General features: G+C 72.0%; 13 protein-coding genes and 1 tRNA gene. 5 read left to right on the top strand and 9 right to left on the bottom strand.

The annotated features are described in order from the left end of the window. Positions 1-28: 28 nt before the first annotated feature. The 4 genes from P3T35_RS10560 to P3T35_RS10575 form a co-directional block, all read right to left on the bottom strand. Positions 29-9220 carry a non-ribosomal peptide synthetase gene (locus tag P3T35_RS10560; protein ID WP_101384460.1) on the bottom strand — a complete coding sequence of 3064 codons (9192 nt, stop codon included), beginning with the start codon at positions 9218-9220 and terminating at the stop codon, positions 29-31. Continuing rightward, the gene (locus tag P3T35_RS10565) at positions 9220-13101 is read right to left on the bottom strand and encodes an amino acid adenylation domain-containing protein (protein WP_280705712.1); all 3882 of its coding nucleotides are present in this window, start codon (positions 13099-13101) and stop codon (positions 9220-9222) included. Before P3T35_RS10565 ends, P3T35_RS10560 begins: the two co-directional genes overlap by 1 nt. 777 nt (positions 13102-13878) lie before the next feature. Continuing rightward, positions 13879-15471: an FAD-binding oxidoreductase gene (locus P3T35_RS10570; protein WP_101384462.1), complete on the bottom strand. Its 1593-nt coding sequence runs from the start codon at positions 15469-15471 to the stop codon at positions 13879-13881. Positions 15472-15874: 403 nt separating this feature from the next. Then, positions 15875-15951 (bottom strand) — tRNA-Met (locus tag P3T35_RS10575). 134 nt (positions 15952-16085) lie between these two features. Here P3T35_RS10575 and P3T35_RS10580 point away from each other — a divergent pair. Then, a complete protein-coding gene (locus P3T35_RS10580) occupies positions 16086-16232 on the top strand; it encodes a hypothetical protein (protein WP_280705490.1) in 147 nt (48 codons plus the stop codon). Here P3T35_RS10580 and P3T35_RS10585 read toward each other — a convergent pair. The 4 genes from P3T35_RS10585 to P3T35_RS10600 form a co-directional block, all read right to left on the bottom strand. Next, positions 16216-16758 carry a GNAT family N-acetyltransferase gene (locus P3T35_RS10585; protein WP_101385569.1) on the bottom strand — a complete coding sequence of 181 codons (543 nt, stop codon included), beginning with the start codon at positions 16756-16758 and terminating at the stop codon, positions 16216-16218. The two genes, P3T35_RS10580 and P3T35_RS10585, sit on opposite strands and share 17 nt — an antisense overlap. Before the next feature lie 263 nt (positions 16759-17021). Further along, complete coding sequence (locus P3T35_RS10590; protein ID WP_101384463.1) at positions 17022-17621, bottom strand: DNA-3-methyladenine glycosylase I; 600 nt, start codon at positions 17619-17621, stop codon at positions 17022-17024. Between the two features lie 173 nt (positions 17622-17794). Continuing rightward, a complete protein-coding gene (locus P3T35_RS10595) occupies positions 17795-18166 on the bottom strand; it encodes an SgcJ/EcaC family oxidoreductase (protein WP_101384464.1) in 372 nt (123 codons plus the stop codon). A 112-nt stretch (positions 18167-18278) separates the two neighbouring features. After that, positions 18279-18581, bottom strand: a complete 303-nt coding sequence (locus P3T35_RS10600) for a muconolactone Delta-isomerase family protein (RefSeq protein WP_218976840.1) — start codon at positions 18579-18581, stop codon at positions 18279-18281. A 327-nt stretch (positions 18582-18908) separates the two neighbouring features. Between P3T35_RS10600 and P3T35_RS10605 the strand changes: the two genes are divergently transcribed. From P3T35_RS10605 to P3T35_RS10620, 4 genes are all read left to right on the top strand, one after another. Then, positions 18909-20210, top strand: coding sequence for a glutamate--cysteine ligase (locus P3T35_RS10605; RefSeq protein ID WP_101384466.1), 1302 nt, complete (start codon positions 18909-18911; stop codon positions 20208-20210). 7 nt (positions 20211-20217) lie between these two features. Then, a complete protein-coding gene (locus P3T35_RS10610) occupies positions 20218-22002 on the top strand; it encodes an N-acetylglutaminylglutamine amidotransferase (RefSeq protein WP_101384467.1) in 1785 nt (594 codons plus the stop codon). 17 nt (positions 22003-22019) lie between these two features. Beyond that, positions 22020-24200, top strand: a complete 2181-nt coding sequence (locus P3T35_RS10615) for an alpha/beta fold hydrolase (protein WP_280705499.1) — start codon at positions 22020-22022, stop codon at positions 24198-24200. Between the two features lie 83 nt (positions 24201-24283). Further along, positions 24284-24730, top strand: a complete 447-nt coding sequence (locus P3T35_RS10620; protein WP_101384469.1) for a cupin domain-containing protein — start codon at positions 24284-24286, stop codon at positions 24728-24730. Between the two features lie 31 nt (positions 24731-24761). Here the strand turns inward: P3T35_RS10620 and P3T35_RS10625 are convergent, their stop codons facing one another. Next, positions 24762-26123: a C1 family peptidase gene (locus P3T35_RS10625; protein ID WP_218976751.1), complete on the bottom strand. Its 1362-nt coding sequence runs from the start codon at positions 26121-26123 to the stop codon at positions 24762-24764. Positions 26124-26194: the final 71 nt, after the last annotated feature.

Genomic DNA, 26194 nt, shown 5'->3' on the forward strand with positions numbered 1-26194 from the left:
GGGCAGGTGCGGACGGTGGGCCGAGGTCTCATGAGGACTCGGTTAGCTGGTCCAGGGCCGCGTTGATCGCGGCCGTCACCGCGTGCACGTACGGCGGCCGGACGACGCCGTAGTGGGTGGTGGCGAGCCGGTGCCGACTGCTCGCTGCCGGGAAGTGCCGCTCCCACAAGGCCAGTTGCTCGTCCGGCGTGCCCTGTCGCGGGAGTCCCGCCACCGGCTGCTCCGCCAGCCACAACTGGCCCGGCGTGGCGGACAGGTGCGGCAGCTCGTGGTCGGCCATGCTCGCCAGGTTGGCCCGGCAGCACTGCGCGAGCCGGTCGGCGTAAGCCCTCGCCTCATCGGTGAACGCGGCGCCGCCGTCGCCGAGTTCGTGGGCGAACACCGCTTCGAGCTGCGCCTCGTCGTAGCCCTGGAACAGCGGCCCTGAGCCGGGTGCGGGAGGGTCGAGCAGGTAGAGCCCCTGCGCCGGCCGGCCGGCTGCCTCCGCCTCGGCCGCCATTCCCATCGCCGCCCAGGCGCCGAAGGACCAGCCCGCCAGGTACAAGCGCTGCCCGCTGTCGGCGAAGTGATCGCGCAGGGCGGTGTGGTAGCGGCGGGCACGTTCGGCCAACGACCAAGTGGGCGGGGCGGGTTGGTGCGGGCCGGTCCGGCGCAGGGCGGGGTCGGCGATGAGGCAGACGGTCAGCCGCCGGTCGAGCGCGGACACCAGGGAGCGATACGCCTGGATGTCGCCACCGACCGGGTGCACCAGGCACAGCACGTCGCGCCCGGTACCCTCCTGCCAGATCTCCACCGTCACGTCGTCCGACTCGCCCGCCCCGCGCGGGGTGGCCTCATCGAGCCGGGTCAGGATTTCGTTGACGGAGACCTGGTGGCTCAGTCGGGACAGTTCCAGCTCGACCCCGAAGTGCTGTTTGATCGCGCCGATCAGGTCGAGCATGGTCAGCGAATCGGCGCCCAGGTCGTACAGGGCGGCATTCGGATCGATCCGGTCGACGCCCAGCCACTCGCAGAGGCGGCCGGTGAGGAGGGCGGCGGGGGAGAGGGCATCCTCGGCCGTCGTGGCGGGCTGCGGGGCCGGAGCCGGGGCGGGCGCGGTGTAGAACACCCGGGACTCCTCGATATCCGTGGTGGAGACCAGGAGTTGGGGAAGCTGGAGAGCCACGGCCCGGGCGAACACCCGCTTCCCCTCGTCGATCGTCAGACCGGTCGCCAGATGGGCAAGGTGGCGGGCGTCCGTGGACGGCACCCGCACGGCCATGCCCGCCTGGCGCCACACGTCCCAGTCGATGCCGAGCCGCGCGGTGGCCTGCGGACCCGTGTCGGTGCCGCCGGCCCGGTGGTGGGCGAAGCCGTCGAGCAGGCCGTTGGCAGCGGCGTAGTCAAGCTGGCCGACCCCGCCCAGCAGGGCCGACATGGAGGAGCAGTAGACCGCGAGCGCCGGTGCGTACCGCTCGATCAGCCGCTCGACCAGCAGCGCGCCGTTGAGCTTGGCCGCCTGGCTCGTCGCTGCGGCGTCGCGTCGGACGATCATGCTGCCGGTGCCGACACCGGCGGCGTGGACCACACTGTCGAGCCGCGCGGTGCGGCTGCCCACCCGCCGCAGGATGTCCTCCACTCCGGCGTCGTGGGCGAGATCCCCCTCGATCAGGTCCACCCGGTCCGCCCAGCGCGCCAGTTGGGCCGGCAGTTGCGGCCGTCTGGCCAGCAGCAGCACCCGACCCCCGGTCTGCTCCAGCAGCCAGGCCGCCACGCTCGCGCCGATACCGCCGGTACCGCCCAGCACCAGGTGGACGCCGTCCCCCCGCGGGATCACCGGAGCAACGGCCTCGTCCAAGGCCACCGGCGAGACGACCTGCTGCCACCAGTACCCCTGCCGCAGGGCCAGCTGCCTGATGCGCCCGGCGCCGTCCCCGGTGAGCAGGGCGGTCAGTGCCACCGCCCAGTCGGCCAGGACGGCGCTGGGCAGATCCACCCAGCGACCGTCCACGGGGGTCTCCTGCGGAGCGACCTCGCTGATCCCGGTGAGCAGGCCCGACTCCGGCCGCTCGACGGCTCCTTCGACGGGCCTGGCTCCGTACGACAGCCACCACAGGCGCGGTCGGAGCGCTCCTGGCATCCCGGCCAGCGCCTGGACGAGGGCGGCGGGCGCGTCGACGCACGCCCAGCGGGCCTGCTCCAAGGAGCGCCCTGTGACCGGGCCCGCTATGCCCAGGGGCAGCGCGTGCAGCCAGTCGACACCCCCCTGCCCTGCCTGCGCGGTCACGGCGTCGAGCAGTTGGAGCAACGAGGCGGGGTCGGCCGCATCGACCTCGAAGACGTCGTCCCCGTGCCGGACGAAGGCGTCTGCCGCGCTGACCCGCACGACCCGGGCGTAGGCTGCCTCGAACACCCGGATCGCCGCAGCGGGCGCCGGGCCGTCCGTGACCACCACCAGTACCGCCGATCTGCGGGCACTGCTCGCGGTGTCCGCGCGGCGCAGCCGTACCCAGTGCGGCTGGCTCAGCCAGTCGCACTCCGCGAGCCGCTGCGGACCCTCGGCGGTGACCGGTTCGGGGCTGGCCGCCATGGCCGTGGCACGCTCGAAGTCGTACTCCGCCAACTCGAAGGCCGGCGGCGGAAAGTCCCACGGCGCCTGTGCCGGCCCCTGCGGCCAGTCGATGTCGCACCCGTCCACCCAGGCGGCGGCCAACTCGGCCGCCGTCCGACCAGCCGTGGACACGGACACCTCGTCCGGTCCCACCGGCGCGACCGGTACGGCTGTGCGCAACCACCGGACCGCGGCCGACGCGTCAGGGCAGACCGCCGCCAGGCGCCACCGTCGGGCGGGTCGGCCGGCCTGCAGGTGCCGCACCACCCCGTCGTAGGCCTCGGGGCGGGCCGTCAGGTAGTCGGCGATGCGTGCGGCGTCGGTCCGCAGGGCAGCCGCACTGCTGCCGGACAGCACGAGGCAGCCGGGCGGGGCCGCCGCCGTGGCGCCGGGCTCCGGGACCGTCGGTGTGACCGCCTCCAGCACCACATGGGCGTTCGTGCCGCCGATGCCGAAGCTGCTGACCGCCGCCACCCGGGGACGGTCGGCGGGCCAACTGCGCGCCGTGGTGGGGATGTAGAAGGGAGTCGGGTCGGCGGCTATGTGCGGGTTGAGAGTGTGGAAGTCGACATTGGGCGGGATGACGCCGTGGTGGACGCTCAGGGTGGCGCGGATCAGGCCTACCACGCCGGCGGCGGCACCCAGGTGGCCGATCTGGCTCTTGACCGAGGTCAGCGCGCAGCGGCCGGACTCGGCGATGTCGAACGCCTGCCGCAGGGCGTCGACTTCGACCGGGTCGCCGAGGCGGGTGCCGGTGCCGTGGGCCTCGACGTAGGCGAGGTCCGCGCCGGTGCGACCGCTGCGGCGCAGGGCGGCGCGGATCACCTCACGTTGGCCGGCGAGCGAGGGCGCGCTGTAACTGAGCTTGTCGGAACCGTCGTTGTTCAGTGCGGAGCCGGTGATCACCGCGTAGACGGTGTCGCCGTCGCGCTGCGCGAGCCGCAGTGGCTTGAGCACCACCACGCCGACGCCGCTGGCACCGATCGTGCCGGTCGCGTCGTCGCTGAAGGGCCGGCAGTGGCCGTCCACGGAGAAGATGTGCTGCGGCTGGTAGCGGTAGCCGCCGGTCAGGGTCGGGTCGGCGAGCACACCTGCGGCGAGCATCACCTCGGCGTCGCCCTGGCGGAGCAGGCCCGCCGCGAGATGGACGGCGACCAGCGAACTCGCGCAGGCGGCCTGGGCGGTGAAGGCCGGGCCGGTCAGCCCGAGGTGGTAGGCGGCCTTGGTGGCGAGGAAGTCCTTCTCGTGGTGCAGGGCCAGCCGGAAGCCGTCGGGCAGCCACTGCGGGTCGGCCTCCCGCAGCATGGTCTGGAAGTACGTGTTCTCGCCCGCCCCGGCGATCAGGCCGACTCGCGGGCCCGACGACGGATCGTGGATGCCGGCGTGGGCCAGCGCCTGCGTGCAGGCCATCAGCAGGTGGCGCTGCTGAGGGTCCATCAGCCGGGCGTCGTAGCGGCTGATGCCGAAGTGGTCGGGGTCGAAGGCCAGCAGTCCGTCCAGCTGGCTTCGCGCCCCGACCAGGCCGTCCGCCGCGTCGAAGTGCTCGATGCCCCGGCCCGCGGCGGTCACCATCTCCCAGAAGGCGGCAAGGTCCGGGGCGCCGGGGAGGCGGGCGGCCATGCCGATGATCGCGATCGGTTCGTCACCCGCGACGGCGTCGGCCTGAGCGCCCGTGGTGGCGACGGTGCTACTGGTCGAACGCACCGGCCCGTTGAGGAACCGGGCCAGCCGCCGTACGGTGACGTGCTCGAACAGCTCGGCGACCGTGAAGCGCAGGCCCAACTCCGTTGTGCAGAGCAGGTGGTAGCGCATCAGCGTCAGGCTGGACGCACCCGCGTCGAAGAACGACTGGTCGGGCGTGATGACCGCACCGGTCACCGCCTCGAACGCCTCGGCCAGTCGGGCTTCGCGCTCCGACAGCACCGGGGTGCCGCCCGCCCGTCCGCGCAGCTCCTCGCCCAGGGAGCGCAGGGCCCCCGCACGGTCGAGTTTGCCGCTGGGGGTGCGGGGCAGGGCCTCCAGCCGCCGGAAGCGGTCGACCCGTACGTGGGCGGGCAGCAACGCGGCAAGGTGAGCGCTGAGTTCCCCGGCCGTGGGTGTTTGGCCGCGAGACTGGAAGCAGGCCACCAGCAGCTCGCCGTCGCGTGCCACCACGGCGTTGACGACCTCAGGGTGCCGCAGCAGGGCCACCTCGATCTCGCCCAACTCCAGCCGATGGCCACTCAGTTTGATCTGCTGGTCGTCGCGGCCCAGGTAGTGCAGCAGACCCTGCCGGTCGAAGCGGGCCCGGTCGCCACTACGGTAGAACAGGCCCAGGCCCGGCAGTTCGACGAAGCGCTCGTCATTCAGTCCGCCCTCGCCGAGGTAGCAGCGCTCGGCCATCGTGCCACCGATGAGCAGGTCGCCGGGGCAGTCGGCCGGGACGGCTTGGCCGGCCTCGTCCACCACGCGCAGCACCGCACCGGCCACGGGCCGGCCGATGGCGGGGCGATCCGGCCAGCGGGCGGGGTCGCCTTCGAGGCACAGGCTGCTCACCACGTGCGTCTCGGTCGGGCCGTAGTGGTTGAACAGACGGGCGCCCGACAGGCCCGCGAACCAGCGGCGGATGGCCTCTGTGCAGACCAACTGCTCGCCCGCGGTCACCACTTCACGCAGCCGAGTGGGATAGCGGCCGAGGTGGACGGCGTGTTCGGCGAGGAGTTGCAGGGCCACGTAGGGCATGAAGACGCGCTCCACGCCCGCTGATTCCAGCTGCGCCAGCAGGGCGGGCCCGTCCTGCCGCCAGCCGGGCCGCACCAGGTGCAGGCAGCCGCCTCCGCAGAGCGTGCCGAAGATCTCCTGGAAGGAGACGTCGAAGGAGAGCATGGAGAACTGCTGGGTCACGGCGGGCGCCCCGAGGCCGCCCGCCTGCGCCTGCCACTGGAGCAGGTTGCACAGGGTCCGGTCCGACACCTGGACGCCCTTGGGAGTCCCGGTCGAGCCCGAGGTGAAGAGGGCGTACAGCGGCCGGGTGCCGTCGTGCGGCGGGAGGGCGGGAACGGGCTGGAGCACCGGTGTGAGCACCGGCGCCAGCGTGACCGGGTGGCGTGTCACGCCGCCCGGGTCGACAGCGTCGAACGCCGCTTCACCGCCCGGCGGCAGCAGGACGCACAGCGGCTCCGCCTGTTCGAGGATCAGCCGCAGCAGGTGCGGCGGGTAGGACGGGTCGAGCGGCACGATCGTCAGGTTGAGGCGGGCGAGCGCCAGCAGTGCCACCACGTGCTCGACGCAGGGCTCGAAGTAGAGCGCGACGCGGCGCGGGCGGTCGTCCACGTCCGGTGCCGGGTACGCCGACCGCAGTTCGGCGGCGAGCGCGGCCGCGTGGGCGTCGAGTTCGGCGTAACTCAAAGTACGCAGACCGTCGTTCAGGGCGTCCGCAGCCGGGGTCCGGGCGACCTGCCGGGCGAAGCCCTCGGCCACGGTCCGGTACGTCAACTCCGACGCCGGGCCGACGCCGTGCTGCGGCAGGCTGTCACGGTAGGGAACGGCCAACTCGGCCACGGTGACGGGCTCACCGGCGGCGAGCAGGTCCAGGCCGCGCCGGAACACCCCGGCCATCGCCTCGACCTGGGCGGCGTCGAAGTGGTCGGCGGCGTACTCCCACAGGCAGTCCAGGTCGCCGTCGCGCTCCACCACGAACAGGGTCATGGGGCACTTGGCCTCGGCCGGCGCCCACCACAGCGGGCGGGCGGCGCAGGACGGCAGGGCCAGCGCCCCGAAGTCGGTGTTCTCCTGCACGAAGAGGACGTCGAACGGCGACGACCCCGCCGCCGGGCCCAGGTCGGCCAGCACGTCGGAGAGCATGACGTCCTGCCGGTCCAGCACCTCGCGCACTCCGGCGCCCAGGTGCCGCAGTTGGCCGCGCAGCTCCTCGCCGGGCGTGAGGGTCAGCGGCAGCAGCACGGTGTTCGCGAACATGCCGACGCTCGCCTCGAACTCCCGCACCGGCCGGTTGGCCACCGGAGTGGCCACCCGCAGTCTGGTCCGGCCGGTCACGGCGTACAGGCTCCAGGCGAAGACGCCCAGCAGCAACTGGAAGCGGGTCAGGCCGAGTTCGGCGCAGAGCCGGTCGATGTGGGAGCGGCGCACGACGTCCAGCGTGGTGTGCAGCAGCCGGCCCTCGGAGAACGGGCGGGCGGGGCTCGGCTGCAGCGGCTCGGCGGCTTCGTCCAACCCGGCGTAGTGCGCGTGCAGTTCGGCGCGCTGTGCGCGGTACCCCGGGTGGGTGGACCACTCGGCCTGCCAGTGCGCGTAGTCCAGCGGCGTGAGGGCGGGCTGTTCTGGACGCGGTCCGTGCTGGCCGCTCAAGGCGTGCTCGTACCCGGCCGACAGGTCGCGGAAGAGCACGTTGAGCGACCAGCCGTCGACGGCGATGTGGTGCAGGTGGAGCAGCAGGACGCCGCCCCCGTCCTGCGGCAACCAGCAGGTGCGCAGCATCCGCGGCCGGGACAGGTCGAAGGGAAGGGCGAAGAACTCCTCGGCGAAGGCCTGTGGGCCCCTCTCGTCGTCGGGCGTCGCGGTGCCGGGGTCGGTCCAGGGGTCGTACGGCTCGCCCACCGTCTGGCGCAGGCCCTCGGGCGTCGCCTCGAACCCGGTGCGCAACGCCGGGTGTCGGACCACCAGGCGCCGTAGCGACTGCCGCAGCGCCGTGGCGTCCACCGGGCCGTCGATCCGCACGGGGCAGGTCACGTCGTAGGCGCGGGAGCGTGGCGAGCGCTGTTGGAAGAGCCACAGCCGCTGCTGCTCGCTGGTGGCCGGCGCGGTGCGGGCCCCGATGGGCCCGGCCGGTACGGGGTAGTGCGCCTGCCCGGCGGCGCGGGCGGTGGCGACGGCCTCGGCGAGCGAGGCGAGGTCCCCCCGCAGAACCGAGGACTGCGGCAAGTCGCAGTCCCAGCGGCGCCTGACCTCGAACCGCAGCCGCAGCGCCTTCAGCGAGTCGCCGCCGACCGTGGTCCAGCCGTCGTCGAGCCGGGGGTCGGGTATCCCCAGCACCTGCGCCACCAGCTCCAGCACCTCACGCTGCCAGGCGGTGGCGGCGGGGCCGGTGCCGGTCGTCGGTCGCCAGGGCTGGTCGTCGCGGGCCAGCAGCGCGGCCTGGTCGACCTTGCCGTTGGCGTTCAGCGGCAGCGCGTCGAGCAGGTAGAGGTGGTGGGGCCGCATGTAGGCGGGCAGCCCGCTCGCCAGGTGACGGTCGAACTCCTCGAAGGTCAGCTCGCCGTCGGGCACGAGGTAGGCGAGCAGCTCGTTCGGACCGTACTCGCCGTCGCGGCGGGTGCAGACGTACGCCTGCCGCACGGCCGGGTGCTTGACGATCTGCCGTTCGAGCTCGCCGGGTTCGATCCGGAAGCCGCGGACCTTCACCTGGCGGTCGGCGCGTCCGACGTACTCCACGACGCCGTCGGCATCGGCGCGGACCAGATCGCCGGTCCGGTAGTGGAGCTCACGGCCGTCGTCGTACCAGGGCAGCCGGACGAAACGCCGTCCCGTCTCCTCGGGCAGGTTGCGGTAGCCGGCTGCCAGACCGGCTCCGGCCAGGTGGAGTTCGGCGACCTCGCCGGGTACGGCCTGCCGGTCGGTACCCGCTGCGACGAGGACGGCCCGGGTGTCGGGCAGCGGGCGCCCGATCGGGACGACATCCGCGCCGAAGTCCCGGGGGATGGGGTGGCACAGCGCGAACGTGGCGGTCTCGGTCGGGCCGTACACGTTGTGCAGACGGGTCGGGCTGTCCGCGTTGTGCCGGTACCAGCGGCGGATCACGCGGGCGTTGAGCTGCTCGCCGCCGACCAGCACCTGCCCCACACCGGCGAAACAGTCGGGGACGGCGTCCACCACGGCGTTGAAGAGCGCCACGGTGACGAAGAGGGTGTCGATCCGCTCGCGCAGCAGAGCCGCCGCCAGTCGGTCCGGGGTCTGGACGTCCGCGTCATCCAGGATCACGCAGCAGCCGCCGGTCAGCAGCGGCGCCCACACCTCGAAGTTCAGCGCGTCGAACGCGGGGTTGGACATGCAGGAGTAGCGGGCGCCCTGCTCCAGCTCGATGTACCCCGGGCGGGCCAGCCGCAGCACGCCGCTCTCCGTCACCTCGACTCCCTTGGGGAGGCCGGTGGTTCCGGAGGTGTAGAAGAGGAATGAGACCGGCGATCCGGTGAACGGGGCCTCGGGAGCGGCTCGGTGGGCGAGTAGGGCGGCCAGCGGGAGGGCCCGTACGCCGTCCGGCAGGCCCTCGGGCGCGGTGTCCGCGTGGATCAGCGCCACCGCGGCGGAGTCGGTCAGGATGTGACCACGGCGCTCCGGCGGGCTCTGAGCGTCGAGCGGCACGACCACGGCGCCGAGGCGGAGGATGCCGAGCATGGCGCAGACCAGCTGCCAGGAGCGGGGGAGGTGGACCGCCACCGCCTGGCCGGGCCGGACTCCGCTGCGGCGCAGCCCGTCGGCCACCGCCGCGCCGGCCGCGTCCAGGGCGGCGTAGTCGAGCCGCTGGTCGCCGTCGGCCAGCGCGAGCGCGCCGGGGGTCCGCAGCGCCCACGTGTGCACACCCTGGACGAGGCCCGTGACGGGCGGTACGGCGACGGGCTCGGTCGTGGTTCGCATCACGCCTCCCGCGCGGCGTGCAGGCCGCCGGTCGAGGCGCGACGACGGTGGCGTGGCGACGGCAGGGGGGAGGCCGGGTCCGGCACCCGTAGCAGTTCCGCCGCGATCAGCTCGGCGATCCGCGGCACCGCGTCGCTCTCCAGCATGTCCCAGTGCCCGCAGCCCACCGGCTCCACCAACAGGCCGCTGCCGGCCCGCCGTTGCCAGAACGCGCGGGCTTCGCGCTCCACCGCCTCGTCCCCGCCTCCCTCGGATGCCTGGACGAACACCAGCCGGGCCGGTGACGGCGGAACGGGATAGTCGCGGGCCGACATCCGGTTGTGGTTGTAGATCCGGAAGTACCGGTCGATCTGGTCGTCCTCGATGCCCGGGTACATCCCGTTGAACCTGACCAGCTTCTCGCGGAAGTCCGCCGCCTCGACGGGCTCGATCGCGGCCCGCTCCTGCGGGTCGTCGGTGCCACGCGTGTCGAGCAGGACCACGCTGAACCGCGGGTGTCCGGCCTCGGCCAGCAGCCGTCCCATCTCATGGGCGACCAGTCCGCCGTAGGACAGCCCGCACAGCACCAGGGACTCGTCCGCCTGCGGTCCGACCAGCTCCAGGTAGTGCCGCGCCATGGCCTCGACGGTGGGCAGCGGCGTTTCGCCCGGGTCCAGGCCGGGTGACTGGATGCCGTACACGCCGATCTCCTCCGGCAGTGCGGCGGCGAGCGACAGGTAGCAGAAGGCGGTGCCGCCGGCCGGGTGGACGCAGACCACCCGCCGGCGTCCGTCGCCCGCACGGAACTCGATCAGGCTTCCGCTCCGCTGCCGGGCCGCGCCGGTGCGCAGGCGCTCGGCCAGTGCCTCGATCGTCGGGTGCGCGATGACATCACGGATGGGCAGGCTGTCGCCGAACTCCTCGCGGACGGCATCCGCCACCTTGATGGCAGAGATCGAAGTGCCACCGATCTCGAAGAAGTTGTCGGTGATGCCGATCGCGGGGCGCAGCAGCACGCGCTTCCATATTCGGTAGAGGGCCATCTCGACGTGGTCGCGCGGGGTGGCCGTGTTGACCTGCTGGGGAACGGCCGCCCGGGCCTGCCGCAGCAACTCGGCGCGGTCCAGCTTGCCGCTGCGGCCCCGCGGCAGCGCGGGCAGTTCGACGAAGATCGCGGGAACCATGTAGTCCGGCAGCCGCTCGGCCAGCGCGGCGCGCCACTCATGCGGCTGTCGCGGCCGGGCACCGCCCTGGCCGACGGCGGCCACCAGGCGCAGTTCGCCGGCCTCGTCGCGGTCGGCGAGGACGGCCGCCTCGCGCACACCGGGCACGGCCAGTAGCGCCGCCTCCACCTCGCGGGGCTCGATCCGGAAGCCGCGGAGCTTGACCTGGTCATCACGGCGGCCCAGGAACTCGGCGTTGCCGTCCGGAAGCCGACGCGCGAGGTCGCCGGTGCGGTAGATGCGCCCGCCCGGCACGAAGGGGTCGGGGAGGAACCGTTCGTCCGTCAGGTCCGGCCGGTTCAGGTAGCCCGCGGCGAGTCCGGCGCCACCGGTCCAGAGCTCGCCCGTGACCCCGGCGGGGACGGGCTGGAGCCGCTCGTCGAGCAGGTAGAGGCGGGTGTTGCCCAGCGGTCGGCCGATCGGGCAAGGCCGGTCGAGGGGCTGCGGGTCGGTGTAGGACGTGCAGTACAGCGTGCTCTCGGTGGGGCCGTACCCGTAGCAGATCCGCAGGCCGGGCAGCACCTGCGTCATGCGGTGGAGCGCGATCTCCGGGAGGGACTCCACGCCGGTCAGCAGCTGGCGCAGGGCCAGACCCGCCAGGCGCTCCTCGGGTGCCTCGTCGATCCACCGGATGTACGCCGGGGGCAGGAAGGCCTGCACGACGCGGTGCCGGCGCAGCCAGCCCATCAGCGCCTCGGGGTCGGCGCGCACGTCGTCGGGGACGACGTGCAGCACGGCACCCGTGGTGAGCGGCAGCAGGATCTCGTGAATCGTCGCGTCGAAGCCGATGCTGGACCAGGCGGAGGTCGCCTCGCCCGGCGTCGCGCCGAACCGGGCGAGCCAGGTGTCGAGCAGGTTGAGCACGCTGCCGTGCGTCACCGCGACGCCCTTGGGGCGGCCGGTGGAGCCCGAGGTGTAGAGCACGTAGGCCAGGCGCGACGGGCTCACCGCGACTGCGGGGGCGTCGTCAAGCACACCCTCCGCCTCGACCGTGCGAAGGTCCTGCCAGCCGTCCACAGCGCCAACGGTGCTCACGACCAGGGCCGGCGCGGCGTCCGCCACCATGGCGGTCAGTCGCTCGGTGGGCTGGCCGGGGTCGAGCGGGAGGAAGGCGGCACCCGCCTTGAGGATGCCGAGGACGCCGACGACCAGTTCCGTGGACCGCCCGGCGTGCAGGCCGACCACCTGGTCGGGTCCGATCCCACGCGCGATCAGCGCGTGCGCCAACCGGTTGGCGCGGCGCTCCAGCGCCGCGTAGTCGGTTCGCTCACCGGCACAGACGAGCGCCGGTCCGTCCGGGCGGGCCAGTACCTGCGCCTCGAAACGCTCGATCAGGCCGCCGAGCCCGGAGGGTGGCACGGCTTCGGCGCCCTGGGTCGCGTCCCAGTCCGTGAGCAGCCGGTGGCGCTCGTCCGCGTCCATCAGCGCGAGATCCGCGACCTGCCGGTCGGGCTCGTCCGCCATCTGGGCCAGCACCCGCCGCAGGTAGCCCGCGTAACGTTCGGCGCTGGCATGGTCGAACAGGGCGGTGGCGTAGTCGAGATGGCCGACCAGACGGCCGTCCTCCTCGGCCAGCGACAGCGCGAGGTCGAACTTGGCGGAGGCGAACGGGATGTCGAGGGGCTCCGCCTCGACATCCGGCAGGCCCAGCAGGCCGCTGCGCGACGGCTGCCAGGCGAACATGGTCTGGAACAGCGGTGAATGGGCAATGCTGCGCGGTGGGTTGACCAACTCCACCACCCGCTCGAACGGCAGGTCCTGGTGGTCCAACGCCCCACGGACGGCGGCACGCGTCCGGTCCAGCGCGGTGGAGACCGTCGGTGCACCGGACAGGTCGACGCGAACGGCGAGGGAGTTGACGAAGAATCCGATGAGCCCGGCCAGGTCACGGCTGCGGCGGTTCGCCGTCGGTACGCCGACCACGATGTCGGTCTCCCCGGCCAGCCGCGACAGCACCAGGGACCAGCCGGTCAGCGCGGCGACGAAGAGGGTGCCGCCGTGCCGCCGAGCGAGCGTCCGCAGGCCGGCCGTCAGCTCCTCGTCCAGGCCGATCGCCACCCGGCCGCCACGATAGTCCTGCTCGGGCGGGCGGGGCCGGTCAGTCGGCAGTTCGAGCAGGGGCGGGGCGCCGGCCAGGTTCTCCTGCCAGTACGCGGCCTGGGCCGCCTGCTCCTCGCCGTCCATCCACGCGCGCTGCCGGCGGGCGTAGTCGGCGTACTGGAGCGGCAACGGCGGCAGAGGGTCGCCGCCACCACGGATGAACGCCGAGTAGAGCGCGGTGAGTTCACGCATCATGACGTCCATGGACGTTCCGTCGAAGACCGTGTGATGCATCGTCAGCAGCAAGGCGTGATGGTCCGGGGCCAAGCTGACCAGGCGGCCACGGGCCAGCGGGCCGCTGCCCAGATCGAAGGGCGCGGTGGCTTCCGCGTGTTGCAGGGCGGCCAGCCGTGCTTCGGGATCGGGAACACCGGTCAGGTCGTCCGTCAGGAGCGGAAACCCGACGTCCGACCGGTCGATCCACTGGCGCAGGTCGCCGTCCGTGGGGACCAGGCGGGTCCGCAGCACCTCGTGCCGAGCGACGATCGCGTCCAGCGTCCGGGCCAGCGCACCACGGTCCAGCGGCCCGCGCAGCCGGTGGACGACCGACTCGTTGTAGGCCTCGCCGGCCCCGGTCAGCTGAGCCAACGTCCAGAGCCGTTGCTGCGCGAATGAGAGCGGCTGCGGTTCGTCCGGGCGGGCCGCCGCCGATCCGTCGGCGCCATGCCGAGGCCCGCGGTGGTTGCTGGTGGTCGCAGGGGAGGTGGGTGTCGTCGGCAAAACCAGCTCTTTCCTCTGAGCGGAGGACAGTTGTCGGGAAGGCGTGAGAAAAGAACTCACCGGCCCGGCGGCGGGCGCGAGGGATTGATGACTATTCGACGGGTGCCCTGCTCGAACTTCGGACACCTGGTGTGTTTCTCAGCGGTGCGCCCACGAACGGGTCACCGGACCGCTCTCCGTTCAGGCGGATTCAGCGCCTGCCGACGGGCGGTGACTGCGCATGGCCGGCGCGGGCAGAACGGCCGCCTTCTTCTTCCCCGCGTGCCCCTCGGTGGAGCGGACTTTCGGCACGGCTTGTATCCACCATCTCACCCACCGCGTGCTCATCTCCTGGCAGGACATTCCTTTAACGGCCAACTGTGCTGAGCGGGAGAAAGGTTGGTTGGTCTTCCGATCCAGCGTTTCGCATGATGATTGGTCATGTCGCCGGAGGTGTCAATGCCTGATCTCCTCCGCAAGAACAGCACGGTTTCAGCTGAACCTTGCGAGGAGCCCCAGACGTTAACACTGGGGGAATTGCATCCTCGATCCGGAGGTGCGGAGCGCCGACGGGGAGTAGCGGTGTCGGCAGCAGCGCCTGAATTTCGCTCGGAGCCGCAGTTCGCGCAATGCGGCATCACGTACCGCATGGGGGTGTCAGCTGCCGATCGCCTGCGGGTAGCCGAAGAAGCCGGTCGGGTCGTAGGTCCGCTTCACGCGGACCAGGCGGTCGTAGTTCGTGCCGTAGTAGGCCCGCTGCCAGTCCTTGAGCGTCGGGTCGGGAAAGTTCTGATACGAGTGCTGCGGTGGCCTGCCACGGAAGATGTCGTCGTAGAACTCCTCGAGCCACCGCAGGTTGGCGTCGGCGACGCCGAAGGGGTCGTAGTCTGCCCAGGAGGTCTCGGCGGCGAAGACGAACAGGCCGTTGCGGTGCACGAATGCGGTCGCATCCGGCGATACCCGGTTGATCTCGCCGCCGAGGGCGAACATCGCGAACCCGGCTCCGTCCTCGTTGCCGCTGCCCGGCCAGTCCAGCAGGCGCTCGGCTGCCGCGCTGACCTGCTGGTCGGTCAGGAGTGCGCGGGAGTCCAGGATCGCTGACTTGGCGGCGAACCGATCCACCGGTGTGGTAGCGCTCAGCAGCACGCTCGCCTCGCCCGGTGTGACGGCTCGGATCGACGCGCGGTTGCGGGCGCGCTCCTCGGCGGTGCCGATGTCCAGCAGCGGGGCGAGGATGGCACCCAGTTCCTCGACGGTGCCGTAGTACTGGCCGATGGCGTTGACGTTGGCGTTCTGCTGGATCTGCGGCCTGGTCTGTCCTCGAGTCCCGATGCCGAGGCGCAGATGGAACCGCTTGTCGTCCACGGTGTCCTGGGCGATCTGCTGTGCGGCGGTGATCACCGGCAGGACGGAGTCCAGGCTCCAGCGGAACCGGTAGATGCCCACGGTGCCCTCGAACTGCTCGTACCGGAAGGTAAACGACGTGTGGACACCGAAGTTGTTGCCGGCACCGCCGCGGCAGGCCCAGAACAGGTCGGGGTACGAGTCCTCGCGGGCCTCGACCGTTTGCCCGTCGGCGAGCACGACGGTCGTGGCGCTGAGCCGGTCGCAGGTCAGGCCGAACATCTTGTCGCTGAAGCCGATGCCGCCGCCCAGCACCAGTCCGGCGACCCCGACGCTGGGGCAGCGACCGGTGGGCACGAAAGTGCCGCGGTCCTCCAGCAGGGGATGCAGGTCGCCGTTGGTGACGCCGGCACCGACGGTGACGGTACCGGCGTCGTGCACGACCCTCATCGGCCCGTACACCCGGGAGCGGGCGCTGCCCGGCCGCGGTGTGGCGGTGATGCTCCTCATCCGGGCCATGTTCAACAGCAGGCCGGTGGTGGTGGAGTACCCGGCGTAGTTGTGCCCCAGCCCGGAGCGGGGCACGGCGGGCAACCCCACCGAGCGGGCCCAGCGGATCGCCTCGCGGACGTCCCCGGTGGTGGCGCAGGCGACGATCCCGGCCGGCTGGACCGCGTCATACCGGTGGTTGAACGGGAGGGCCAGCGACGGGTAGACGGAGCCGCACGGCCGGTAGAGCGTGGAAGCCGGGGACAGCGCGCCGGCCAGCCGTTCCCAATCCCGAGGACCGACATGCTCCGCTGACTCGGGTACCGCGGCCGCACTCGTCGGCACCTGCGGGGCCACCGCCCCCGCTCCGATGGCACCGAGCACGCCCGTGCGCAGCGCGTCTCGCCTGTTGAGCACCGTGGCCTACTCTCACGAAGCGGTCGCGGGCTCGCCTGTGGTCCCGCCGACCAGTCCCATCGACCATTGATCGGTGCCGCGCTGCCGATTCCTGTTCGCCGGACCCGCCACACGAATGGGGGAGCGATACCCACCGAACAGCCCAGGCGCGCCGCGGCCGGAGACGGAGGAGTGGTTGCCGCAGCTGATGACTGCAAGGCTCGCTGTCTGCTATCTGAACTCCGGCCTCGTCAAGGCCCGAGTGGACCCCGTCGATCCCAGTCAGACAAATGATCACCCCAGCGGTTCGCGAAGCCGGGGGCCACGGATGCTCGATGCCCGGCCGCCTGTCCTGCTTGCGCCACGTGCTGACCAACGAAACAGGGCCGGGGCCCGCGCCATCATGCGCGAACCCCGGCCCTGGTGGTAGCGGGGACAGGATTTGAACCTGCGACCTCTGGGTTATGAGCCCAGCGAGCTACCGAGCTGCTCCACCCCGCGTCGGTGAGATCAGCTTAGACGGTAGTCGCGCCAGCGCGAAATCGGTTCCGGACGGCGGGACGGTGGGACGGCGGGACGGCGGGACGGCGGGACGGCGGGACGGCGGGACGGCGGGACGGCGGGACGGCGGGACGGTGGGACGGCCGCGACGGGTGCGGGCGGACAAGGTGTACGCGTCCCGCAAGAACCGCGCCTACCTGCGGTGTCGCGGTATCCGCTGCACCATTCCGGACAAGGCCGCCGACCAGGTCCGCGTTGCCGGCATCAACGAGTGGTTGTGACGTACTGGTCCGACGACAACTCGTACACCCGTACTCGCCGACCGCTGGTGGGATTGACGGTCTCACGGACCGGACGCATCCCCAGTTTGGTCATGATCCGTTCGGAGGCGTCGTTGCCCACCTGAGCGATGCTGACGATCCGCTCCAGCCCTCGCTCTTCGAACGCGAACCGTACAGCGGCCGCAGCGGCCTCGGTGGCCAAGCCCTGCCCCCAGTGGGAACGTCCCAGCCGCCAGCCGACCTCAACCGCCGGCAGTACCTCCGGCAAGAAGGCGGGCACCGAGAGGCCGGTGAACCCGGCCAGCTCGCCGGTGGACCGGATCTCCACGGCGAACAGGCCGAAGCCCTGTGACTCCCACTCGCTCTCCCATGCCTGGATCCCGCCGCGAGTCTGCTGTTCGTCACGGACGCTGCCGTCACGGATCCACCGCATGACCTCGGGGTCGGCATTGACGGCAGCCATGGGCGCAACGTCTTCCTCGCGCCAGCGACGCAGGATCAACCGGGGAGTCTCAAGCGTGACCATCCGATAATTCTGGATCACAGATGGGCTCTCCGCCATCCTCGCCAGGCACTTTTGATACACGCCCCAGCCGTGACACGCCATCAGGGAGCACTGCCGGAACTGGCCAACCGCCGTGCGCGACAAGGCAGGCCGGCATTGCGAATGGTGGTCTCGAAGGAGCCGACCGCCCGCAGTCACCCGAGTGCTGCGGAGCCTGAGAAAAACCGGCCGCCACGTCAGCGGGGCCCTGTCGTGAACAAGCGGGACCCGCAGTTGTCCGGCCTTCACTCGCCCCGGGGCGCGGTTCGGTGGTCAGCTGCGCGGAAGCAGCCGTGCAGATGGTCGTTGATCACACCCACGTTCTGCATGAACGCGTACACGCTCGTCGGACCGACGAAGTGGTACCCCTGGGCCTTCAACTGCCTGGCGAAGTCCGCCGCCTGCGGCGTCGATGTAGGCAACTCGGCGTAGGACCGGGGAGCCCGCCTGCGGGTCCTCCCGTAGGACTCCGCGAGCACCAGCATGCCCGGCGACGCGGACAGCATGACATGCGCATTGCCGATGGTGGCCTCGATCTTGCTGCGGTTGCGGATGATCGAGGCGTCGTCCATCAGATGCTCGACATCGACGTCCGTCATCGCCGCGACCTCGGCGACGTCGAAGCCCCGGAACGCTTTCCGGAACGCGTCCCGCTTGTTGAACACGACCTTCCAACTCAGCCCGGCCTGGAAGACGCCGAGGGTGAGCGCTTCGAACATCGCCGACTCGTCACGAGTGCGGGTCCCCCACACCTCGTCGTGGTATCGGCTCAGCGCGGTGTCGTCGGCGCCCGCCCACTCGCAGCGCGGCTTCCCGTCGTATCCAATGATCACGTCGTTGCTCATCCGGCCCTCCAGCCTTTTGCGCTGCGCCTGATGCCGACCCCTGTTGACGCGACAGCCGGGAGCGTGAGCCGATCACTCACCGCGCAGTCACCGGCGAATCGCCAGGGTTGGCGGCCAGGATCGGTGCGGCGCTGCCGGGGATCGGCTGTGCGCGTGGCTATGGGACCACCTCCTCAGTCGAGGCTGGATACCTGGTAGTGGCGGATGTACCAGCCGTCTGCCGCCTGGTTGACCACCAGACTCAGGTACACCGTGAGCGTCGGCCGGTCGGCGAACGAGAAATCGACACTCATGTAGCCGAGCACCAGGCCATCGGCCAACTGCCTGGTTTCGAGAACCTGGTAGTCGGCGGTCATCCCGAGCGGCTGGGAATCGTAGTAGTCGGCAATGCCCTGCCGGCCGACGCTGTACGGATGGAGGCCCTGGAAGATCGCGTCGTCCGTGAAGTAGGAGGCGACTCGCTCGGGCTCATGCGCATCGACGGCTGCCTTCCACTCGTCGAGGACACCACGAAGGATCTTCTCGTCGTCTGCTGTGCTGTTCATCGGGTCCTTCCCAGGTGAGCGGCGTCGGCGCCGAGTCAGCGGGCCGGGCGGGTGGGATGGCTGCGGGAAGGTCGGTCCTACCGATCCCGCGGAGCGGATGTGTGCTGCTCGGTCAGCTGCGGGCGTGGTCGGGGTCATTCGGGTGAGGAGACAGCGGGGTGACCTCATCGGTGCGCCATACACGCAGCGGCATCGAGGCCAGGACATCCTCCAACTGGCCGCTGTCGTCGGCTGCGAAGAGTCCGAGTGTGCGCCACTCACTCGGTTGCAGCGGAGGGCGCCACAGGCGGAGCAGGTGTCCCTGCGCCGCGAGTTCACGTGCCCGCGCGGCCTCGCGGGCGCGGATCTCCTCGACGGCTTGTTCCGAGGTCCCGTCCGGGACGCGGGTGGTCATCGTGACGAGGTATTCCATCATCATCTCCCGTCTGCGGCGCGGCAGCACCCGTCCGTCCGCAGCTGTCCGGCCGATGGCCGAGGCGAGCCGGATGCCTTCCCCGCGTGCCTCGTTCCCATGGTCCCATCAACGACTCAGTTGATTGCCAGGAGACGACCCAAGGGCGGGGTCGGCCTCCTGATGCAGTTCGAGGGCGGTCCTGGCGGCTCCGGGCCCCGGGTCCTGATGCGGTTCGGGGGTGGTCGTGGGAGGTTGGTCTTTCGGGGGCGGACTACCGCGCAGAGTGGCCGTCCGGGGGCGCGGCGGCATAGCAGACGCCGTGTCGTCGAACCGGTTCGGAGGTGCCCGATGACCGTGCCGATGGGAGTCGAGGAGGAGTTCCACATCGTCGATGTGGAGACTCGGATGCTGGTGGCGCGCGCCCGTGAGGTGCTGGACCGCTTACCAGACCGCGGCTTCACCACCGAGTTCCTGCAGTCGGTCGTCGAGTCCAACAGCGGTGTGCACGCCTCGCTGGACGCTCTCCAGACCGACCTGGTCAGGTCCCGGCGGGCCCTGGACGACGCGGCCGCCCCGCTGGGGCTGGCGGTGGTCGCGGCCGGGACCGCGCCGCTGGGCCGGATGGGGGCGGTGGACGTCACCCCGCAGCCCCGGTACCAGCACATGGCCGACGAGTACCGCGTGGTGGCCGACGAGCAACTGATCTGCGGCGCGCAGTTCCATGTGGACGTGCCCGACCGCGACACCGCCGTCCGCGCGATGTGCGTGGTCTCGCCCTGGCTGCCGACCCTGCTGGCGCTGTCCGCCAGCTCGCCCTTCTGGCTCGGCGCGGACACGGGTTACGCCAGTTGGCGCACCATGCTGTGGCAGCGCTGGCCCACCTCCGGGCCGGTCGGGTGCTTCGGCTCGGCAGCGGCCTACGACGCGGCCGTGACCGGGTTGATACGTTCCGGCGTGATCAGTGACGCGGGGATGGTCTACTACGACATCCGGCCCTCCGCGCACCGGCCGACCCTGGAGCTGCGGGTGTGCGACGCCTGCCCCCGGGTGGAGACGGTGGTGCTGCTCGCCGGGCTGTTCCGCGCGCTGGTGGCCGATGCCCGCGAGATGGTGCGGCGATCCGACGGCTGCCGGCACTCCCGGCAGCCCTGGCTGCGCGCCATGACCTGGCGGGCCGCCCGCTCGGGGCTGGACGGCCGGCTGATCGACCCGGCCACCGGCCAGGAGAGGCCGGCCGGTGCCGTGGTCCGGTCGCTGCTGGCGCGGCTGCGGCCGACCCTGGAGGAGTTTGGCGACTGGGAGACCGTCTCGGGGCTGGCCGAGGAGGCGCTGGGGCTGGGCGACGTCGCTCAGCGGCTGCGGCGCGTCGCCGCCGAGGACGGCATGACCGCGGCCGTCGACTTCCTGGTCACCCGGACCCGGGCGCACCCCGTGGCAACCGGCCCCCGCGCGCGGATCGACCGCAGAGGCCTGTCCGCCCGCTGCCGGCAGAACCAGGCCGCCCGGCTCGCGGCCCATCGATCGGGCGCCCTGCCGCGCCGGGCGACCCGGGCAGCGGCCGCGGACCGCCAGCCGTTCGCAGGCGGCTTCGACCCGACGACCGCCACCGTCCTGCGGCCGGCCCCGCGCCGCCGCTCGAACGGGAGGTGAGCCAAGCATGTGCGGGCTGACCGGAGAGATCCGCTTCGACGGCGGGCGCCCCGACCTGGCCGCCGTGGAGCGCATGACCGACCGGCTGGAGGCTCGCGGGCCGGACGGCCGGGGGTTGTGGTCGCAGGGCGCCGTGGCACTCGGCCACCGGCGTCTGAAGATCATCGACCTGTCGGAGCGCGGCGCCCAGCCGATGACCGACGTTGAGAGCGGCCTCACCGTCGCCTTCAACGGCTGCGTGTACAACTACCGGGAGCTGCGGCAGGAGTTGGAGGGCCTGGGCCACCGCTTCTTCTCGACCTCCGACACCGAGGTGCTGCTCAAGGCCTATCGGCAGTGGGGCACGGCTTGCGTGGAACGACTGTTCGGCATGTTCGCCTTCGCCGTGGCCGAGTTGGACACCGGTCGGCTGGTGCTCGCCCGCGACCGGCTCGGGATCAAACCCCTCTACCTGGCACGGCGGGCGGACCGGCTGCGCTTCGCCTCCTCACTGCCCGCCCTGCTCGCGGGCGGCGGGGTGGACACCTCCATCGACCCGGCCGCACTGCACCAGTACCTGACCCTGCACGGCACGGTCGCGGCCCCGCGCACCGTGCTCACCGGCGTCCGCAAGCTGCCGCCCGCCACCGTGCGGGTCGTGCAGCCGGACGGCGGCCAGCACGACGAGTGCTACTGGCAGCCGTCCTACAGCCGCCGGCCGGAGCACGCGGGCATGGACGCCGCCGACTGGAGCGACGCCGTGCTCGACTCCCTGCGCACCGCCGTCCGCCGCCGCACGGTGGCGGACGTACCGGTCGGGGTGCTGCTCTCCGGCGGCCTGGACTCCAGCCTGATCGTGGCGCTCCTCGCCGAAGCGGGCCAGGACGACCAGGCCACCTTCAGCGTGGGGTTCGAGGCGGAACGCGGCGAGCAGGGCGACGAGTTCATGTATTCGGACCTGGTGGCCCGGGAGTTCGCCACCGACCACCACCAGATCATGGTCCCTTCGGACCGGGTGCGGGGTGCCCTGGACCGGGCGGTGGCGGCCATGAGCGAGCCGATGGTCAGCCACGACGTGGTCGCCTTCCACCTGCTGTCAGAACAGGTCTCCAAGCACGTCACCGTCGTGCAGAGCGGGCAGGGCGCCGACGAGATCTTCGCCGGATACCGCTGGCACCCCGCCCTGGCGGCCGTGTCGCGTGAGCGGGAGCCCGAGACGTTCGCCAAGGTGTTCTTCGACCGGTCGCATGCCGATCTCGCTCGGATCCTCCAGCCGGAGCTGCTGGCGGACCACGACGCCGCCGGCGAACTGGTCCGCGCACGCATGGCGCCCGCGGGAGCCGAGACCGCCCTGGACGCCGCCATCCGGCTGGACACCCACGTGCTGATGGTCGACGACCCGGTCAAGCGGGTGGACAACATGACCATGGACTGGGGGCTGGAGGCACGCGTGCCGTTCCTGGACCACGAACTGGTCGAGCTGGCCGCCGCCTGCCCGCCGCAGTTCAAGCTCGCCCACGGCGGCAAGGGGGTCCTCAAGGACGCGGCCCGCAAGCTGCTGCCGCACGAGGTCATCGACCGGCCCAAGGGCTACTTCCCGGTACCGGCGATCCGCCGGATGGCCCCGCCGGTGCTCGCCCGGATCCAGCAGGCCCTGGCGGCCCCCGAGGCCCGGTCCCGGGGGATCTTCCAGGAGGCGTACCTGGCCGAGCTGCTGGCCGCACCGGACACCCATCGCACGGCGCGCGGGGCGAACGCCCTGTGGCAGGTGGCCCTGCTGGAGATGTGGCTGCAGTCCCACGGGATCGACTGAACGGGAGGCGGACCGTGGTGGACCAGCGTTCCGACCCCGTGGCCTCGCCGCCGGCGGCCCCCCTGGCCGTGGTCCTCCCGGACGCCCACGACACCCGGGAGGGCCACAGCCCGGTGACCGCCCACGGCTGCTGGTACCCGTCGGCGGACCCCACCGGGGGTCAGGTGGCCTTCATCTGCAACCGCGGCGGCGTACCGCAGCTGTGGACCGGATCGGCCGACGGCGACGACGTGCACCTCCTGGACACCGGGCTCGACCCGGTGATCGAGGTCTCCTGGTCCCCGGACGGCCGCTGGATCGCCTACACCACCGCCCCCGGCGGGGGCGAGCACACCCGGGTGCTCTGCGTCCGGCCGGACGGCGGGGACCGCCGGATCCTGGCCGGCGCAGTGGCGGGCAGCACCGCCTATCTCGGCCGCTGGACCCGCGACGGTTCGGCCATCGCCATCACCACCACCGATCCGCTGGTCGGTCTGCCCGTCACGGAGCTCGGCGGCGCCGCGCCTTCCGAGCCGTACCAGGAGGTGCGTGCGAGTGAGTGGGCCAGCCGCGACGGGCCCGCCGTGCTGCTCGGCGGCGGGGGAGAGATCGGGACACCGCTCCCGGGAGCCGGTCCGCCGGGGGCACCGGCGTCGACCGTGCTGCGCCCGCCGACGCCGGCCCCATACGAACCCGCCCCCGAGCCGCATCTCACGGGCGGGGGCCTGGCCGCCTACCTGACCGATCCGGCCGGCGTGCGGCCCCCCGAACTCCTCGCCACCGAACCGGCGGGCGCCACCCTGCGCGTGTGCGACACCACCCCGGACGGCCGGCTCGTCCTGCTGCTGCGCGGGCCGCGCGGCGGGCGTGAGGCCGTGGTGCTGCGGACCGACCGCGGCGAGACGGCCTGCAGGGTGCCGGTGGCCGACGGCGATCCCTGGATCGGCCGGTTCTCGCCTGACGGCCGGATGCTGTACCTGCGCAGCGACGCCGACCGCGAGTTCGCGGCCCTGGTCGCCGTCGAGCTCGGGCCGGACGGCGCCGGGCGGCGTCGCCGGGTGATCGCCCAACGCGACGGCGTCGACCTGGAGTTGCTGTCCGTCCGGGACGACGGCCGCAGCGCCGTCCTGGCGTGGAACGTGCGCGGCCGCACCGAGTTGGAGGTTCTCGCCCTGCCTGTCCCAGTCCGCCGCCGGGCCGGCGACGGCGTCGGGGCCAAGGTGGACGGCGGGCACGCACCGCCCGAACTCGCCCCGCGTTCACTGCCCTTGACACACGAGGTGGTGACCCGGATCAGCCCGGCGGGCCCGCGGGGCCTGGCGCTGGCCGTCTCCGGTTCCGTCCGCCGGCCCGGCATCTGGCACGGGGCCGACGGCGGGTCACCCGTCCGTACGCCGTGGTCCTCGCGTGACGAGGACGCCGTCGCACCCGGCCGCCCGCCGGAGCGGCCCGAGCACCTGCGCCTGCGGGCCCGCGACGGGCTGGAGTTGGGCGGCTGGTACTACCGCGCCCCCGGGCGCGACCCCGACTACCACGCTCCGTGCGTCGTCCATCTGCACGGCGGCCCGGAGCAGCAGGAGCGGCCCGTCTTCGATCCGCTCTACCACGAGCTGCTCGGCCACGGCCTGGACGTCTTCGCGCCCGACGTACGCGGCTCGCTGGGTGCGGGCCGCTCCTTCGTCAACGCCGACCTCGGAGCCGGGCGGTTCGCGGCGATCGACGACGTCGCGGACTGCGCGGTGCACGTGGTCACCCTCGGACTCGCCGACCCCAGGCGGCTGGCCGTGATGGGCCACTCCTACGGCGGCTACCTGACGCTGGCCTCGCTGGTCTGGCATCCGGAGCTGTTCCGCACCGGTGTCTCGGTGTGCGGCATGTCCGACTTCCTGACGTTCTTCGCCGGCACCGAGCCGTGGATCGCGCGATCGGCCGCCGTGAAGTACGGCCATCCCGAACGCGACCGGGACCTGCTGCACACGCTCTCTCCCATGAGCCGGATCGACGAACTCCGGGTACCGCTGCTGGCCGTCCACGGTGAGCACGACACCAATGTGCCACTGGGCGAGTCCGAGCAGATGGTCCGGGCGGCCCGCCAGCGGGGATTTCCCGCCGAACTGCTGGTACTGCCCAACGAGGGCCACGAGTTCAGGAACACCCGCAGCCGGGTCCTGTTCCGCCGTACCGCGGCCGCCTGGATCGAACGCCACCTCGCCGCCTGAGCGCGGTGCCGGTGGCGCGAGGCCCGGCTGGGCCCGGCGGGGAAGATCTACTCCCTCGAACCCGGCTGACATATCATCAGCGCATGACTGACCTGGCGATGATCAAGCCTGGTGGCAGGGAACGGCTGCACGCGCCGGCCGGGTCGTATCTGGTCCACCTGTCGGGGGAGCAGACCGGTGGTGCGCTGGCCGTTGTGGAGTACAGCTTTCCGGCCGGGGCGGTCGGGGCCGCGCCGCACATCCACCACGGCCATGCCGAGCACTTCCACATCCTCGAAGGCGAGGTGACCTTCGACCTGCCCGACGGTATGAGCACGCTCGGCGCGGGCGGGACGGTCTCCGTGCCGATCGGCCTGGCCCACGGATTCCGCAACACCTCGTCCGCCGTGGCCCGTTGCCTCTTCCTCCTGACGCCGGCCGGGTACGAGGACTACTTCCGCGACGTCCACCGCGCCCTCGAGGCCGGCGAGCCGCTCGACCCCGAACGGCTCGCCGCGCTGCGCGCCAAGTACGCGACCGAGACGTTGTAGACCTCGGACGGGCTCACGGCCCACCCGCTCCTCAGTCGGCGAGGGCGCCCATCGGGTCCCAGGCGGGGAGGACGATCGGCGGTCGGTCGAGGGCGGCAGCCAGCTCCGGGGGCAGCGCGGAGCGCCGGACCGCGATCTCGAAGACGTGTTCACCGAACCATGAGTCGTTCATGGTCCAGAAGCCCTTGTCGGCCCGCTCCTCGCCCCAGCTGTTCTCCACCCGCCAGCGGCGCGGACTGCCGTCCACCACGTCCACGCCGGTGAACAGCATCGCGTGGGTCATCCGCGTGTCGTGGTGCAGCAGCCGGGCGGCCTTGTCCATGGTGAACCGGGTGTCGTAGACGGCCGCGTAGTCGAAGAGCTCGGCGTCCCAGACGCCGACGTCCGCGCGCATCATCTTCTTCACGTCGCAGCCGAACCACACCGGCTCGCCACCCGTGATCGCGTCCATCGCCAGCCGCTTCAGCAGCTCCATCGGCACATTGAGATAGACCACGGGCGGCGCGTCCACGACATTGCCCAGGTACTCGACGGTGAAGGTGCGGCCGACCGGGCTCGACTCCCGCGGATCGTGCACCAGGCAGACGTAGTCCTCCAGCGGGAGCCGCACGTACGAGGCGGCGAACTCCGCGGGGGTGAGCCAGCCGTCGCGGTGGAACTCCTTGTTCTCGTCCCGCCACTGCCACAGGAACCGCCGCGGCGGCGTGCCGAGGTGGATGCTGAGCACCCGGTGGACGGCGGCCAGCACCTCGCGCTTGCGCTCCCGCTGCGCCCCGACCCCTTCACAGGCCAACTCGCGCAGGTCGCGGGCGCCTTGGCGGAGCAGGGTCTTCAGGGCCCGGTTCATCGCCCGGGTCGCGGAGGAGCTGTCGGTCTCCGGCATGGCCGACTTGGGCACCAGGCCGTGCTTGGCGACCAGCGCCACGAACATGTTCCACTGCCCGCCGTCACCGATCGGGCTCTCCAGCAGGTGCGCCACCGTGCGGTCGTCCACCTCCCGGTCCGAGGTCTCGATGACCGCTTCGAGGAAGTGGTTCGCCCGCTCGAATTTGTCCCACCACAGCAGGTAGTTCTGGGAGAACTCGAAGTCCTTCACACCCAACTTCCGCGCGGCGCCGACCCGGAGCAGGTTGAGCCCGGCGAACATCCAGCAACGCCCGCTCTGCTTCTGGTTGGTGGCCCTCCAGGCGTCCAGGTGGTGGGAGACCGAGCGGTCGATGCCGGTGAGGATCCGCCGGTCCAGGGCGACATCGTCCACCGGCGACTGGGTGACCGCGTTCTGCATCAGCCGGTTCACCGGCCGGGCGGCGAAATCCTTCTCGAAGTAGTCGAGCTGATCCGGCGTCAGACCGCGGTCCATGGCCTGGCGGGAGTGATCGGTGCCGAACGTCACAGCGGTATGCCTCCAGTTCCCAGGGGTTTCCTCAGGGGCGCCTCCTCACCGTCGCACGGCCGTCCAGCAGC

It is taken from the genome of Kitasatospora sp. GP30, assembly GCF_029892145.1.
In the GTDB taxonomy this organism is placed as follows: Bacteria; Actinomycetota; Actinomycetes; order Streptomycetales; family Streptomycetaceae; genus Kitasatospora; species Kitasatospora acidiphila.